This window comes from Streptococcus oralis, from assembly GCF_023109315.1.
Taxonomy (GTDB): Bacteria; Bacillota; Bacilli; order Lactobacillales; family Streptococcaceae; genus Streptococcus; species Streptococcus oralis_BS.
Map to the genome: position 1 here is coordinate 244,383 of NZ_JALDUF010000001.1, position 16,031 is coordinate 260,413.

At 42.0% G+C, this 16,031-nt stretch carries 18 protein-coding genes; all 18 read left to right on the forward strand.

The features are described from left to right. Positions 1-18 precede the first annotated feature (18 nt). Entirely contained in the window at positions 19-1,056 is a 1,038-nt protein-coding gene (locus M1F74_RS01105) for a M42 family metallopeptidase (protein WP_247946059.1), read from the forward strand. A 1-nt stretch (position 1,057) separates the two neighbouring features. Further along, complete coding sequence (locus M1F74_RS01110; RefSeq protein WP_247946060.1) at positions 1,058-1,519, forward strand: HIT family protein; 462 nt, start codon at positions 1,058-1,060, stop codon at positions 1,517-1,519. Between the two features lie 15 nt (positions 1,520-1,534). Next, the gene (gene ldcB, locus M1F74_RS01115; protein WP_247946061.1) at positions 1,535-2,251 is read left to right on the forward strand and encodes an LD-carboxypeptidase LdcB/DacB; all 717 of its coding nucleotides are present in this window, start codon (positions 1,535-1,537) and stop codon (positions 2,249-2,251) included. 122 nt (positions 2,252-2,373) lie between these two features. Beyond that, positions 2,374-2,799: a 50S ribosomal protein L11 gene (gene rplK / locus M1F74_RS01120; protein ID WP_001085808.1), complete on the forward strand. Its 426-nt coding sequence runs from the start codon at positions 2,374-2,376 to the stop codon at positions 2,797-2,799. A gap of 206 nt (positions 2,800-3,005) precedes the next feature. Beyond that, positions 3,006-3,695 (forward strand): 50S ribosomal protein L1, encoded by a 690-nt coding sequence (gene rplA, locus M1F74_RS01125; protein ID WP_001085676.1) that lies wholly within the window; start codon positions 3,006-3,008, stop codon positions 3,693-3,695. 175 nt (positions 3,696-3,870) lie between these two features. Continuing rightward, positions 3,871-4,383 carry an adenine phosphoribosyltransferase gene (locus M1F74_RS01130; RefSeq protein ID WP_001049316.1) on the forward strand — a complete coding sequence of 171 codons (513 nt, stop codon included), beginning with the start codon at positions 3,871-3,873 and terminating at the stop codon, positions 4,381-4,383. Positions 4,384-4,564: 181 nt separating this feature from the next. Continuing rightward, positions 4,565-5,509 (forward strand): homoserine O-acetyltransferase MetA, encoded by a 945-nt coding sequence (gene metA, locus M1F74_RS01135; RefSeq protein WP_247946062.1) that lies wholly within the window; start codon positions 4,565-4,567, stop codon positions 5,507-5,509. 8 nt (positions 5,510-5,517) lie between these two features. Continuing rightward, positions 5,518-6,195, forward strand: coding sequence for a DnaD domain-containing protein (locus M1F74_RS01140; protein WP_084853724.1), 678 nt, complete (start codon positions 5,518-5,520; stop codon positions 6,193-6,195). Positions 6,196-6,291: 96 nt separating this feature from the next. Beyond that, positions 6,292-7,050 (forward strand): triose-phosphate isomerase, encoded by a 759-nt coding sequence (gene tpiA, locus M1F74_RS01145; protein WP_000087900.1) that lies wholly within the window; start codon positions 6,292-6,294, stop codon positions 7,048-7,050. Between the two features lie 179 nt (positions 7,051-7,229). After that, positions 7,230-8,966 (forward strand): ABC transporter ATP-binding protein, encoded by a 1,737-nt coding sequence (locus M1F74_RS01150; RefSeq protein ID WP_247946063.1) that lies wholly within the window; start codon positions 7,230-7,232, stop codon positions 8,964-8,966. 8 nt (positions 8,967-8,974) lie between these two features. After that, entirely contained in the window at positions 8,975-10,756 is a 1,782-nt protein-coding gene (locus M1F74_RS01155; protein WP_247946064.1) for an ABC transporter ATP-binding protein, read from the forward strand. A gap of 148 nt (positions 10,757-10,904) precedes the next feature. Then, positions 10,905-11,423: a Dps family protein gene (locus M1F74_RS01160; protein WP_000229852.1), complete on the forward strand. Its 519-nt coding sequence runs from the start codon at positions 10,905-10,907 to the stop codon at positions 11,421-11,423. Between the two features lie 209 nt (positions 11,424-11,632). Continuing rightward, on the forward strand, positions 11,633-11,971 hold the full coding sequence (locus M1F74_RS01165) for a zinc ribbon domain-containing protein YjdM (protein WP_001061598.1): 339 nt from the start codon (positions 11,633-11,635) through the stop codon (positions 11,969-11,971). A 2-nt stretch (positions 11,972-11,973) separates the two neighbouring features. After that, positions 11,974-12,597: a Pr6Pr family membrane protein gene (locus M1F74_RS01170; protein ID WP_247946065.1), complete on the forward strand. Its 624-nt coding sequence runs from the start codon at positions 11,974-11,976 to the stop codon at positions 12,595-12,597. Positions 12,598-12,709: 112 nt separating this feature from the next. Beyond that, positions 12,710-13,861, forward strand: a complete 1,152-nt coding sequence (locus M1F74_RS01175) for an MFS transporter (protein ID WP_247946066.1) — start codon at positions 12,710-12,712, stop codon at positions 13,859-13,861. Positions 13,862-13,960: 99 nt separating this feature from the next. Next, positions 13,961-14,710, forward strand: coding sequence for a tRNA pseudouridine(38-40) synthase TruA (truA, locus tag M1F74_RS01180; RefSeq protein ID WP_247946067.1), 750 nt, complete (start codon positions 13,961-13,963; stop codon positions 14,708-14,710). Beyond that, positions 14,700-15,473, forward strand: a complete 774-nt coding sequence (locus M1F74_RS01185; protein WP_247946068.1) for a bifunctional hydroxymethylpyrimidine kinase/phosphomethylpyrimidine kinase — start codon at positions 14,700-14,702, stop codon at positions 15,471-15,473. The genes truA and M1F74_RS01185 overlap by 11 nt, the downstream gene beginning before the upstream one ends. Next, on the forward strand, positions 15,451-15,912 hold the full coding sequence (locus M1F74_RS01190; protein ID WP_061588343.1) for an ECF transporter S component: 462 nt from the start codon (positions 15,451-15,453) through the stop codon (positions 15,910-15,912). Before M1F74_RS01185 ends, M1F74_RS01190 begins: the two co-directional genes overlap by 23 nt. The last annotated feature ends 119 nt before the right edge of the window (positions 15,913-16,031 follow it).

The following is a 16,031-nucleotide window of genomic DNA, read 5'->3' on the forward strand; positions in this document are numbered from 1 at the left end:
AGCAAAAGAGGTGAAGAAATGAATCAGACTATCAACTATATCAAAGAACTAACCGCTATTGCATCGCCAACGGGTTTCACTCGTGAGATTTCAGACTACTTGGTCCATACTTTAGAAGAGCTTGGCTACCAGCCAGTCCGTACAGCCAAGGGTGGTGTTAATGTTACTATTAAAGGTCAAAATGATGAGCAACACCGCTATGTGACTGCCCATGTGGATACGCTGGGTGCTATTGTTCGTGCTGTCAAACCTGACGGCCGTCTCAAATTGGACCGTATCGGTGGTTTCCCTTGGAACATGATTGAAGGTGAGAATTGTACGGTTCATGTGGCTAGCACAGGTCAAACGGTATCAGGAACTATCCTCATCCACCAAACTTCTTGCCATGTCTACAAAGATGCAGGAACTGCTGAACGTACGCAGGACAATATGGAAGTGCGTTTGGATGCAAAAGTAACCAATGAAAAAGAAACCCGCGCCTTGGGCATCGAGGTCGGCGATTTTATCAGTTTTGACCCGCGAACTGTCGTGACAGAGACTGGTTTTATCAAGTCACGTCACTTGGATGACAAAGTCAGCGCAGCGATTTTGCTCAATCTTCTTCGTGTTTATAAGGAAGAGGGGCTTGAATTACCAGTAACAACTCATTTTGCTTTTTCAGTCTTTGAAGAGGTGGGCCACGGCGCCAACTCCAATATTCCAGCTCAGGTAGTAGAATATCTGGCTGTCGATATGGGTGCAATGGGAGATGACCAACAGACAGACGAATATACAGTGTCTATCTGTGTCAAGGACGCTTCAGGTCCTTATCACTACGACTTCCGTCAACATTTAGTGACTTTGGCAAAGGAGCAAGATATTCCATTTAAGCTCGACATTTATCCATTTTACGGTTCGGATGCTTCGGCAGCTATGTCAGCAGGAGCCGAGGTCAAACATGCACTCCTTGGAGCTGGTATTGAATCCAGTCACTCTTACGAACGAACACACATTGATTCGGTCATGGCGACTGAGCGTATGGTAGACGCCTATCTCAAGAGTGCATTGGTAGACTAATATGTGCTTGATTTGTCAAAGAATTGAATGGATCAAGGCAGGGAAGAATCCCTACTTTGTAAAAGAACTAGAAACAGGCTATGTTGTTATTGGAGACCATCAATACTTTAAGGGCTATACCTTATTTCTAGCAAAGGAGCATGTCACAGAACTCCACCATATGGAGACTTCTGTAAAACTTCGTTTTCTAGAGGAAATGAGTTTGGTCCAAGAAGCCGTTGCCAAAGCGTTTAAAGCTGAAAAGATGAACATCGAACTGTTAGGAAATGGAGATGCCCACGCCCACTGGCACCTCTTTCCAAGGCGATCAGGTGATATGAGGGGTCATGGACTTAATGGCCGTGGTCCAGTCTGGTGGGTGCCCTGGGAAGAAATGGCGGCAGAAGATTGCCAAGTGAAATCCCATGAGTTGGAACAAATGATTAAAGCCTTATCCGATGAATTAGAGAAGCACGTGGCCTAAGAGAGGAAGCAAAAAATGAAAAAAAGATACATCGTTTTATCCGGTTTGCTAGCAGTAACCCTAGCAGCATGTTCTCAAGAAACACCTAAAAATGAAGAAAATACTCAAAAAACGGAACAAACTAGTCAACCTGAGGGTACTGTAGGGAGCAAATCTCAAGCTTCTAGTCAGAAGAAGGCAGAAGTTGTCAATAAGGGAGATCACTATAGTATACAAGGAAAATACGATGAAATCGTCGTGGCTAATAAGCACTATCCTTTGTCAAAAGACTACAATCCAGGAGAAAATCCAACAGCCAAGGCAGAGTTGGTCAAACTCATCAAAGCTATGCAAGAGGCAGGATTCCCAATCAGCGATCATTACAGTGGTTTTAGAAGTTATGAAACTCAAACCAAACTTTATCAAGACTATGTAAATCAAGATGGTAAGGAAGAGGCAGATCGCTACTCAGCCCGCCCTGGATACAGTGAACACCAAACAGGTCTTGCTTTTGATTTGATTGGGACTAATGGAGAATTGGTGACAGAGGGGAAGGCAGCCCAGTGGCTCCTAGATCATGCAGCTGACTATGGATTTGTTGTTCGCTATCTCAAAGGCAAGGAAAAAGAGACTGGCTACATGGCGGAAGAATGGCATCTTCGCTACGTTGGAAAAGAAGCCAAAGAAATTGCTGCAAGTGGCCTTAGTTTGGAAGAATACTATGGCTTTGAAGGCGGAGATTACGTCGATTAAAAAAGAAATTTTTCTCTTGCATTTTTAGATAAATAGTGTATAATAGATGGGTATGTGTAAAGCATACTTGTGGGAGGTAAAAATCTTTAATTACCGCCAAAACCACAAAGGAGGATTTAAAAATGGCTAAAAAAGTCGAAAAACTTGTAAAATTGCAAATCCCTGCTGGTAAAGCTACACCAGCTCCACCGGTTGGACCTGCTCTTGGTCAAGCTGGTATCAACATCATGGGATTCACAAAAGAGTTCAACGCTCGTACAGCTGACCAAGCTGGTATGATCATTCCAGTTGTTATCTCAGTATACGAAGACAAATCATTTACTTTCGTTACAAAAACACCACCAGCTGCTGTTCTTTTGAAAAAAGCTGCAGGTGTTGAAAAAGGATCAGGTACACCTAACAAAACTAAAGTTGCTACAGTTACTCGTGCACAAGTACAAGAAATTGCAGAAACTAAGATGCCAGATTTGAACGCAGCAAACATTGAGTCTGCAATGCGTATGATCGAAGGTACTGCTCGTTCTATGGGATTCACTGTTGTTGACTAATCAATAACACAGTAGAAAATCTCACAGCAGTCTATTAGTTGCTTTTCATACTAGGCCAGTGGCTGATGCTTGTACTTAGGTACAGTAAAGGAACTGAACGAAGTAGGAAAAGGAAATAATAGGCTGAAAACCCGCAAGACTTCATCATTTCGAGAAGTGACGTGGGAGATGAAAATCGATTGAACCACTTACAAGGAGAATAGAAAATGGCTAAAAAAAGCAAACAACTTCGTGCTGCTCTTGAGAAAATTGACAGCACAAAAGCATACAGTGTAGAAGAAGCTGTAGCACTTGCAAAAGAAACTAACTTTGCAAAATTTGACGCAACTGTAGAAGTTGCTTACAACTTGAACATCGACGTTAAAAAAGCTGACCAACAAATCCGTGGAGCAATGGTATTGCCAAACGGAACTGGTAAAACTTCACGCGTTCTTGTTTTCGCACGTGGTGCAAAAGCTGAAGAAGCAAAAGCTGCAGGTGCAGACTTCGTTGGTGAAGACGATCTTGTTGCGAAAATCAACGACGGTTGGTTGGACTTCGATGTAGTTATCGCTACACCTGACATGATGGCTCTTGTTGGACGTCTTGGACGTGTCCTTGGACCACGTAACTTGATGCCAAACCCTAAAACTGGTACTGTAACAATGGATGTTGCTAAAGCAGTTGAAGAGTCTAAAGGTGGTAAAATCACTTACCGTGCTGACCGTGCAGGTAACGTTCAAGCAATCATCGGTAAAGTATCATTTGAAGCTGAAAAATTGGTTGAAAACTTCAAAGCTTTCAACGAAACAATCCAAAAATCAAAACCAGCTACAGCTAAAGGAACTTACGTAACAAACTTGACAATCACAACTACTCAAGGTGTTGGTATCAAAGTTGACGTAAACTCACTTTAATCAGTAGTTTATAAAAGAGAAGACGAGTACGAAAGTGCTCGTTTTTTTTGATGAGTATTACCTTTTAGAAAAATCAGTTCATTGATCAGCTTTGTAGCAATAGTGCGTTTCCTCTTCTTCTTTCACAGAAAATATGGTATAATAGAGAGTAAAAAACTTTGAAAGAAAGAAAAAGATGAATTTAAAAGATTATATCGCAACGATTGAAAATTATCCTAAGGAAGGCATTACCTTCCGTGATATCAGCCCTTTGATGGCAGATGGAAATGCTTATAGCTACGCTGTTCGTGAAATTGTTCAGTATGCAACAGACAAAAAAATTGACATGATTGTGGGCCCAGAGGCTCGTGGATTTATTGTCGGATGCCCAGTTGCTTTCGAGTTGGGAATTGGCTTTGCACCTGTTCGTAAGCCAGGAAAATTGCCACGTGAAGTGATTTCTGCTGACTATGAGAAAGAGTACGGTATTGATACCTTGACTATGCATGCTGATGCGATCAAGCCAGGCCAACGTGTTCTCATCGTAGATGATCTTTTGGCAACAGGTGGAACTGTCAAGGCAACGATTGAGATGATTGAAAGACTTGGTGGTGTTGTAGCCGGTTGTGCTTTCTTGATTGAGTTGGATGAGCTTAAAGGCCGTGAAAAAATCGGAGATTACGATTACAAGGTACTTATGCATTATTAATGAAAAACAGTCCTTGGGGCTGTTTTCTCTTCATCTGCTATATAAACAAACTATAGCTAGTTAGAGAAAAACTATAATTGAAAACTATATCTTCTTGCAGTATAATAAAAGGACTAAGTGTTTGAGATTTGACTTCAAACACATTCAATTATTTCTAAAAGAGTACAGTTAGGAGAAGGTTATGCCGATTAGAATTGATAAAAAATTGCCAGCAGTTGAGATTTTACGGACAGAGAATATCTTTGTCATGGATGATCAACGTGCGGCCCACCAAGATATCCGTCCCTTGAAAATTTTGATTTTAAACCTAATGCCCCAAAAGATGGTAACAGAAACGCAACTTTTGCGGCATTTGGCTAATACACCGTTGCAATTAGATATTGATTTCTTATATATGGAAACGCATCATTCAAAGACAACCCGTGCCGAACATATGGAAACTTTCTATAAGACCTTTCCAGAGGTCAAGGATGACTTCTTTGATGGAATGATTATCACGGGAGCGCCAGTGGAGCATTTGCCTTTTGAGGAGGTGGATTACTGGGAAGAATTCAAGCAGGTCATCGAATGGTCCAAGACGCATGTTTTTTCAACTCTGCATATCTGTTGGGGAGCACAAGCAGGTCTTTATGTTCGCTATGGTGTTGAAAAGCACCAGATGGATCGGAAGCTATCAGGTATTTACCCACAGGATACCTTGAAAGAAGGGCACCTTCTTTTTAGAGGTTTTGATGATTGCTATGTAGCTCCCCATTCTCGCCATACTGAGATTTTGAAAGAAGAAATCTTAAATAAGACCAATCTGGAGATTCTGTCGGAAGGTCCTGAGGTTGGGGTTTCCATCCTAGCTAGTCGGGATTTGCGTGAGATTTATAGTTTTGGTCATTTGGAGTACGATCGTGACACTTTGGCAAGGGAGTATTTTCGTGATTATGAGGCGGGGCTCGACCCTCATATCCCAGAGAACTACTTTAAAAATGATGATGTGAATGAGACACCGTGTCTCTGTTGGTCTTCATCAGCTGCCCTCTTTTTCAGCAATTGGGTGAACTATGCAGTTTATCAGGAAACCCCTTTTGTCTGGAGGAAGGTAGAGGATGATGCGGCTGCATTTGGATATTTATAAGAGGAATTATGACATATTTTGACGCTTTTAAATCAGGGAACTTGGTTTTGCCAAGTGCCCTGCTCTTGCATTTTAAGGAACTCTTTCCTTCCAGCGAAGATTTTCTCGTCTGGCAATTTTTCTATTTACAAAATACCACAGCCTTAGGAGATGTTTCGCCTAGCCAAATAGCTGAAATCATTGGGAAAGAGGTGGCAGATGTCAACCAATCCATTTCGAATTTGACTGAAAATGGTTTGCTACAATATCGAACTATTGAACTAAATGGGGAAATTGAGCTGATTTTTGATGCTAGTCTGGCTTTTGAACGCTTGGATAGCTTGCTAGATAGCCAAACTCCAGCTACAACTGCCCCAAACTCCAAAAATCAATTGAAGGATCTGGTTGAAACTTTTCAGCAGGAATTGGGGCGCTTGTTAACACCATTTGAAATCGAAGATCTTTCCAAGACTGTCAAAGAAGATGGAATCAAGGCGGATTTGATCAAGGAAGCTCTCCGAGAGGCGGTTTTTAATGGCAAACCAAACTGGAAGTACATTCAGGCAATCCTTCGTAACTGGCGCCATGAAGGTATCCAGTCTGTGGCTCAGGTGGAGGCCAAACGAGCAGAGCGAGAAGCGAACAATCCCAAACAAGTTCAGGCTTCAGCTGATTTCCTCGATGCTATGAATTTGTGGCAAGATTAGTTGCTTGAAAAATCTTGAAAATTAGAGTAAGGTTTGCAAGCTCCTTATAAATATGATAGAATAATAGTGAATAAAATGAAAAAAGAGGTATGTGAAATGTCACGTAAACCATTTATCGCTGGTAACTGGAAAATGAACAAAAATCCAGAAGAAGCAAAAGCATTCGTTGAAGCCGTTGCATCAAAACTTCCTTCATCAGACCTTGTTGAAGCAGGTATCGCAGCTCCTGCAGTTGATTTGACAGCTGTTCTTGCTGCTGCTAAAGGTTCAAACCTTAAAGTTGCTGCTCAAAACTGCTACTTTGAAAATGCAGGTGCGTTCACTGGTGAAACTAGCCCACAAGTTTTGAAAGAAATCGGTACAGACTACGTTGTGATCGGTCACTCAGAACGTCGTGACTACTTCCATGAAACTGACGAAGATATCAACAAAAAAGCAAAAGCAATCTTTGCAAACGGTATGCTTCCAATCATCTGTTGTGGTGAGTCACTTGAAACTTACGAAGCTGGTAAAGCGGCTGAATTCGTAGGTGCTCAAGTATCTGCTGCATTGGCTGGCTTGACAGCTGAACAAGTTGCTTCAACAGTTATCGCTTACGAGCCAATCTGGGCTATCGGTACTGGTAAATCAGCTTCACAAGACGATGCACAAAAAATGTGTAAAGTTGTTCGTGACGTTGTAGCTGCCGACTTCGGTCAAGAAGTTGCGGACAAAGTTCGTGTTCAATACGGTGGTTCTGTTAAACCTGAAAACGTTGCTTCATACATGGCTTGCCCAGACGTTGACGGTGCCCTTGTTGGTGGTGCGTCACTTGAAGCTGAAAGCTTCTTGGCATTGCTTGATTTTGTAAAATAATCTAGCTTATTCCAGACAGACAGTTAAAAGTACTGAGTGACTTTGACTGCCTGTCTTGTTTTTACTTGGAGCATTCTTGTGAAAGAGGGATTTTTCTAGACTAGGAAAGTTCCTTAGGGAAAGAAAGGCGTGCAGATGCGCGCTCTTTTCTATATCAAAAAGTTATGAAAGGGGGAGTTATGCTCTATATTTGGTCTTATTTGAAAAAATACCCCAAGTGGTTATTCTTGGATTTCTTTGGAGCGGTTTTCTTTGTTGTCGTCAATCTTGGACTGCCAACTGTTCTGGCTCGGATGATTGATGAAGGTGTGAATAAAGGGAATGAACAGCAATTGTATGTTTGGGCTGCAATTATGCTGGTGATTATCCTATGTGGAACCTTGGGGCGTATAGTCTTAGCCTACGCTGCTAGTAAGCTGACGACCAATATGGTCAAGGATATGAGGGATGATCTCTATGCCAAATTACAAGAGTATTCTCATCATGAATATGAAAAGATTGGAGTGTCTTCACTGGTTACTCGCATTACCAGTGATGCCTTTGTTCTCATGCAATTTGCAGAACAGACCTTAAAATTGGGTGTCATCACCCCCATGATGATGCTGTCTAGTATCTTAATGATCTTCCTGACAAGTCCGTCATTAGCCTGGATAGTGGCCTTTGCAGTACCTTTCTTAGCCGTGGTGGTCATTTATGTAGCGGTCAAGACTCGACCATTATCAGAGAAACAGCAGGCTACCTTAGATAAGATAAACCAATATGCCAGGGAAAATCTAATGGGACTCCGTGTCATTCGTGCCTTTGCCCGTGAGGAGTTTCAAGAGGAACGTTTTGCAGGACAAAATGCAGTCTATGCAGCCAATTCCAATCGTCTGTTTAAACTAACCGGTTTGACGGAACCCTTGTTTGTTCAGATTATCATTGCCATGATTGTAGCCATTGTCTGGTTTGCTCTGGACCCTATCAAACAAGGAAGCTTGCAAATTGGGGACCTAGTAGCCTTTATCGAATATAGTTTCCACGCCCTCTTGTCCTTCCTTTTTCTATCCAATCTCTTCACCATGTATCCTCGTACAGCCGTTTCGAGTGAACGTTTGAAAGAAGTCATGGATATGCCGATTTCTATTGATTCCAATGAAGGAGGAGTCAGAGAGACAGCAACCCACGGATATTTGGAATTTGAAAATGTCACCTTTGCCTATCCTGGCGAGACGGAAAATCCTGTTTTGCATAACATTTCTTTCAGCGCTAAACCAGGTGAAACCATTGCCTTTATCGGATCAACCGGGTCGGGCAAGTCCTCTCTTGTACAATTGATTCCTCGTTTTTACGATGTCACGCTTGGGAAAATCAAGGTTGATGGTGTCGATGTGAGGGATTACCGCCTCAAGTCTCTTCGTCAAAAGATTGGTTTTATCCCGCAGAAGGCCTTGCTCTTTACAGGAACTATCGCTGAAAATATCCGCTATGGGAAGGAAGATGCTAGTCACAAAGACCTATATCAGGCAGCGGATGTGGCGCAAGCCAAAGATTTTATCGAAAGCCGAGACGAAGGATTTGAGACCCATCTAGCTGAAGGAGGAAGCAATCTTTCTGGTGGACAGAAACAGCGTCTTTCAATTGCAAGAGCTGTTATAAAGAATCCTGATATCTATATTTTTGACGATTCTTTCTCAGCCTTGGATTATCGTACGGATGCCATTTTGCGCCGTCGTCTCAAGGAAGTCACTCAAAATGCTACAGTCTTAATCGTTGCCCAACGTGTTGGGACCATTATGGATGCGGACCAAATTATCGTTCTTGATAAGGGAGAAATCGTGGGTCGCGGTCGACATGAGGAATTGATGGAGACCAATGATATCTATCGTGAAATTGCTGAGTCGCAGTTGAAAAATGCATCTCTAACAGAAGAATAGGAGGAAATATGAAAACACAATCTAGTTTGGCTCGTTTGTGGAGCTATTTAAAAGCCTACCGTTTTTCTGTCTTCTTTGCAGTCTTTCTAAAAGTTTTGAGTGTGGTCATGAGTGTCTTAGAACCTTTTGTCTTGGGGCTAGCCATTACGGAGTTGACAAAAAATCTCTTAGATATGGCTAATGGACTGGCAGGTGCTGGTATCAATACTGGTTACATCGGAACTGTTTTAATCATTTACCTCTTTAGAGGTCTCTTGTATGAACTTGGTTCTTATTATTCCAACTATTTCATGACTAATGCGGTCCAGTCCATGACCCAGGATCTGCGAAATGAAATGACTGAAAAGATTAATCGTATCCCTGTGTCTTTCTTTGATAAACACCAGTTTGGTGATTTATTGGGACGCTTTACCAGTGATGTTGAGACGGTTTCCAATGCCCTTCAGCAGTCTTTTCTTCAAATTGTCAATGCCTTTTTGACGATTGTCCTTGTCATGGGAATGGTATTATACTTGAACTTTCAGCTGGCTATAGTGGTGATTCTATCCATTCCAGTGACCTATTTTGGTGCTAGAAGCATCCTGAAACGTTCTCAGCCTTATTTTAAAGAGCAGGCGGCTATTTTAGGACGGATGAATGGTTATGTGCAGGAAAATCTCACAGGTTTTAATGTCTTGAAACTCTACGGTCGTGAGGAAACTTCTCATAAAGAATTTTCTAAGATTACAGACGACCTCCAACGTGTTGGTTTTAAAGCCAGCTTTATCTCTGGGCTCATGATGCCAGCTCTTCATGCTGTATCGGACTTGACCTATCTGATCGTTGCAGTTCTCGGTGGTTTACAGGTTATCGCGGGCCGTTTGACAGTAGGGAATATGCAGGCCTTTGTTCAGTATGTTTGGCAGGTCAGCCAGCCTATCCAAAACATCACACAACTTGCGGGTCAAATGCAAAGTGCTAAGTCTTCGCTAGACCGCATCTTCGACATCTTGGATGAGACAGAGGAAGTCAAGGGAGAAGAACTCGAAATCCTTGAACCCTTAACAGGTCAGGTGACCTTCCAACATGTTGACTTCCAGTATGTTGAAAACAAACCATTGATTCGAGACTTTAATCTGGAAGTTCAACCGGGAGAGATGGTGGCGATTGTTGGTCCTACTGGAGCTGGTAAGACGACCTTGATCAATCTGCTTATGCGCTTTTACGATGTCACAGCAGGCGCAATCTTGGTTGATGGGCAGGATATTCGCCAGTTGTCACGTCAAGACTACCGCCGTCAGTTTGGGATGGTCTTGCAGGATGCTTGGCTTTATGAAGGTACGATCAAAGAAAACCTACGTTTTGGAAATCTTGACGCCAGTGACGAGGAAATAATAGAAGCTGCCAAAGCAGCAAATGTAGACCACTTTATCCGAACTCTTCCTGGCGGTTACAACATGGAGATGAACCAAGAGTCCAGCAATATTTCCCTCGGGCAAAAACAACTGTTGACCATCGCGCGTGCTCTCCTAGCCAATCCTAAAATTCTTATTCTGGATGAAGCGACTTCCTCTGTTGACACCCGTTTGGAACTCTTGATTCAAAAAGCCATGAAACGCTTGATGAAGGGAAGAACCAGCTTTGTCATCGCCCACCGTCTCTCTACCATTCAAGAAGCGGATAAGATTCTCGTTCTTAAGGATGGACAGATTATTGAGCAGGGAAATCATGAAAGCTTGCTCCAAGAAAAAGGCTTTTATTATGATCTGTACCAAAGCCAATTTTCGAGCAAATCTGATCAAGTCAGCTAATAAAATAAAGCTAAATTTTTCTTAAATTATCAGTCAATTACAACTTTTTTAATATGGGTTAATTTTCTTGCTTTTGTCTACTTGGAGTGGTATACTGAGGTAGTAATCAATAATATGGTTACAAAAATAATTTTACGAGGTGAAAAGAATGGTTGAATTGAAAAAAGATGCATTAAAAGACGTAACAACATTATCTAAATCAGCGCCTGAAGCGCTAGCAAAAACAAAGGAAGTGCTTAACCAAGCAGTAGCAGACTTGTATGTGGCTCACATTGCCCTTCACCAAGTACACTGGTATATGCGTGGTCGTGGTTTCCAAGTATGGCATCCTAAGATGGATGAATACATGGATAGCCTAGATGGTTACCTTGATGAAGTCAGCGAACGCTTGATTACACTTGGTGGCAAACCTTACTCAACTTTGACAGAGTTCCTTCAACACAGTGAAATTGAAGAAGAAGAAGGAGAATTCCGTAACGTTGAAGAAAGCTTGGAACGTGTTCTAGCTATTTATCGCTACCTCATCACTCTTTTCCAAAAAGCTTTGGATGTGACTGATGAAGAAGGCGATGATGTTACAAACGATATCTTTGTTGGTGCTAAGGCTGAACTTGAGAAAACAGTTTGGATGCTTGCAGCAGAACTTGGACAAGCTCCTGGTTTGTAAGATATAGTTGCTATCCCTTTTATCATGAGGCGTTTGATAAGTGCCCATGATCAATCATCTTTTAAAAGTCATGTAACTGTAAAAGTTGCATGACTTTTTTGTCTGCTAGACTTAGGACACATTGTCAAAAGTAGGATTTTACGGTATAATAGTTGCTGTTCGAGAAATTTTGATTTTCAAAGAATAGTGAAATGTTATAAGGAGAACCCATGAACAATTTACCAAATTGCCCAAAATGTAATTCAGAATATGTCTACGAAGATGGAAATCTCTTGGTCTGCCCAGAGTGTGCCTATGAATGGAATCCTGCTGAAGTTGCAGAAGTAGAAGAAGGTGTTGTCGCTATCGATGCTAACGGAAATAAATTGGCTGACGGTGATACTGTAACTCTTATCAAGGATTTGAAAGTAAAAGGTGCGCCAAAGGATTTAAAACAAGGAACTCGTGTTAAAAATATCCGTATCGTAGAAGGTGACCACAACATTGATTGTAAGATTGATGGTTTTGGGGCTATGAAATTGAAGTCAGAGTTTGTTAAGAAAATCTAGCCATGAAACTGAATTATAAATTTATCTTTTATAGTCGTGTACTTTTGTTCTTAGCGGCATTTACAGGAGTTTATTTGGAGATTACCAAGCACGGTGGCTTTGGTATGCTCCTTTACTATACAGTGTTGTCCAATCTTTTGGTAACGATTTTCACGGGTTATCTGCTCCGTGTGATGAGCCGTTCAGGTGAAAGTTGGCAAAGTCCGACCTTGCTTCGTCTCAAGGGTGGTGTTACCATGAGTATCATGATTACTTGTGTGATTTATCATTTTATGTTAGCGCCGATTGCGACAGACTTTTACCGAGTGGAAAATTTCCTTTGCCACTATATCGTTCCACTCTGGTTTTTAGCCGATACCCTCTTCTTTGATAAACGGGGTCAATACAAGATCTGGGATCCAGTCTTGTGGACCATCTTGCCCTTGGTTTATATGATTTTTGCCTTGTTTAACGGCCTGGTCTTAAAACTCAATATTCCGAATTCCAAGGACAATCCCTTCCCATATTTCTTTTTAAATGTGAACAAGGGTTGGGATGTGGTTATCAAATGGTGTTTGATCATTTTTGCGGCGTATATGGTTGCAGGCTTCATCTTCTATCTGATTAAGCAAATCAAGCGAAAATAGTCTTCCTATTAGGAAAGTTAGGACGGAGTCTCTAGTTCAATCGGGCTCCTTCTTTTCTTGCCATCTTCCTTTTAAAAGGATAAACAGTGAGAAATATATAGAAAGAAAATTCATGAAACAATATTTAGAACGGGCTAGTATTTTGGCCCTCTCCCTCGTTTTGATTACCTCCTTCTCCATCTCAAGTGCTCTGCCAGCCATGTTTGACTACTATCAAGGCTATCCCAAAGAACAAATCGAGCTCCTGGTCAGTCTTCCTTCTTTTGGAATCATGATTATGCTGGTTTTAAATGGGTTTTTGGAGCGATTGTTTCCTGAGCGACTTCAGATTAGTCTAGGACTTATCATCCTTTCTATCGGTGGAACAGCCCCTTTCTGGTATCAGGAGTACAACTTTGTCTTTGCGATGCGGATTTTATTTGGTTTGGGTGTGGGGATGATCAATGCCAAGGCTATTTCCATCATCAGCGAACGCTATCATGGAAAGACACGGATTCAGATGCTGGGTCTCCGCGGATCAGCAGAAGTTGTCGGGGCGTCGATTTTGACTCTAGTGGTAGGTCAACTCTTATCCTTGGGATGGACAGTGACCTTCTTGGCCTACAGTGCGGGATTTTTAGTATTGATTCTTTATCTGCTCTTTGTCCCTTATGGGAAAGAAAAGAAAGAAACAAAGAGAAAAGAGGCCGAGACAACTCGTTTGACAGGTCAGATGAAAGGCCTAATTTTTCTATTGGCTGTCGAAGCAGCAGTTGTTGTCTGCACCAATACAGCTATCACCATTCGTATTCCTAGTCTGATGGTGGAAAGAGGTCTAGGGGATGCCCAGTTATCGAGCTTGGTTTTAAGTATCATGCAGTTGATTGGTATCTTGGCAGGTGTGAGTTTTTCTTTCTTTATCTCTCTGTTTAAAGAAAGGTTGCTCCTTTGGTCAGGTATCACCTTTGGATTGGGGCAGATTGTGATTGCCTTGTCTCCGTCATTGGGTGTGATGGTAGTTGGAAGTGTTGTGGCAGGTTTTTCTTACAGTGTGGCCTTGACCACTGTCTTTCATCTTCTTTCCGAAAGAATCCCAGCCAAGCTCCTTAATCAGGCAACATCTTTTGCAGTGCTAGGATGCAGCTTTGGAGCCTTTACGACACCTTTCATTCTTGGGGCGATTGGCTTGGTGACTCAAAACGGTATGTTGGTCTTCACCATTTTAGGATGTTGGTTGATTGTCACTTCTATCTTTGTTATGTACGCACTTCAAAAGAGAGCTTAGGATTAATTTCCTAAGTTTTTCTTTCTGGGAATTTTGTACCCAGACAATTATTGGTTTTTAAACTTGTTTACACTTTTATTTCCTGATAAAATAGAAGTTATGACAAGATATAAAGCAATCATTTCCTATGATGGTTATGGCTTTGCCGGTTTTCAGCGCCAGCCTCATGCGAGGAGCGTTCAAGAGGAAATTGAGAAAACCTTAACGAGACTCAATAAGGGGCAAGCCATCACTGTTCACGGTGCTGGTAGGACGGATAGTGGGGTTCATGCTCTTGGTCAGGTTATTCATTTTGACCTGCTCTATCAGATGGATGAGGAAAAACTCCGTTTTGCTCTGGATACCCAGTCTCCAGAAGATATTGATGTGATTTCAATTGAGATTGTGGCAGATGATTTTCATTGCCGTTATGCCAAGCACAGCAAGACCTATGAGTTTATCGTGGATAGAGGACGTCCCAAAAATCCTATGCGTCGTCACTACGCTACTCACTTTCCCTATCCGCTCGACGTGGAGCGGATGCAGATGGCAATCAAAAAGCTAGAGGGAACTCATGATTTTACCGGGTTTACAGCATCTGGAACCAGTGTAGAGGACAAGGTTCGAACCATTACAGAAGCCAGTCTTAGTGTTGATGAGACAGGGCAGTTTTTGACCTTTACCTTTTCAGGGAATGGTTTCTTGTATAAGCAGATTCGCAATATGGTGGGGACACTGCTCAAAATCGGAAATAATCGAATGCCAGTTGAGCAGATTGACTTGATCTTAGAAAAAAAAGATAGACAGCTAGCAGGTCCAACGGCTGCACCGAATGGCTTGTATTTAAAGGAGATTCGTTATGAAGAATAATCGTATTTTAGCCCTTTCTGGGAATGATATTTTTAGTGGTGGTGGTTTGTCAGCTGATTTGGCTACCTATACCTTGAACGGCTTGCATGGCTTTGTAGCAGTGACTTGTTTGACGGCCTTGACTGAAAAGGGCTTTGAAGTCTTTCCAACTGACGATGCCATTTTTCAACATGAATTGGATAGCTTGCGTGATGTGGAATTTGCAGGGATTAAGATTGGTCTTCTCCCTACTGTCAGTGTGGCTGAGAAAGCCTTGAACTTTATCAAGCAACGTCCAGGAGTGCCTGTTGTATTGGATCCCGTCTTGGTCTGCAAGGAAACGCACGATGTGGCTGTCAGTGAACTCTGTAAAGAGTTGATTCTCTTTTTCCCTCATGTCAGTGTGATTACACCAAATCTTCCTGAAGCAGAATTGTTGGCGGGTCAGGAAATCAAAACTTTGGAAGATATGAAAGCTGCAGCGCAGAAATTGCATGATTTAGGAGCGCCAGCAGTCATTATCAAGGGAGGCAATCGCCTTAGTCAGTCCAAGGCTGTAGATGTCTTTTATGATGGACAAAGTTTTACTGTCCTAGAAAATCCTGTTATCCAAGGACAAAATGCTGGTGCAGGTTGTACCTTTGCCTCAAGCATCGCCAGTCACTTGGTTAAAGGGGATGAACTTTTACCAGCAGTAGAAAGCTCTAAGGCTTTCGTTTACCGTGCTATTGCACAAGCAGATCAATATGGAGTAAGACAATATGAAGCAAACCAAAACAACTAAAATCGCCCTTGTATCCCTCTTAACCGCCCTTTCTGTGGTTCTAGGTTATTTCTTAAAGATTCCAACACCAACAGGCATTCTAACTCTCTTAGATGCGGGTATCTTCTTTGCAGCCTTCTACTTTGGTAGTCGTGAAGGGGCTGTAGTCGGAGGTCTAGCAGGTTTCTTGATTGACCTCTTATCAGGCTATCCACAGTGGATGTTCTTTAGCTTGATCAACCATGGCTTGCAGGGATTTTTCGCAGGATTTAAAGGAAGATGGCAATGGCTAGGCCTTATCTTAGCTACTATTGCGATGGTAGGAGGCTACGCCTTGGGTTCAACTTTGATGAATGGCTGGGCAGCAGCCCTACCAGAAATCCTACCAAACTTCCTGCAAAATATCGTGGGAATGGTTGTAGGGTTTGTGCTTAGTCAAAGTATTAAGAAAATTAAGTAAAGCGGCTGGAGAAAAGTTCTAAAAATCAGAAAAACGCATAATATCAAGTGTTGAAAAACCTTGATACTATGCGTTTTATTGTGGGAAGATTTTATACTCTTCGAAAATCAAATTTAAAC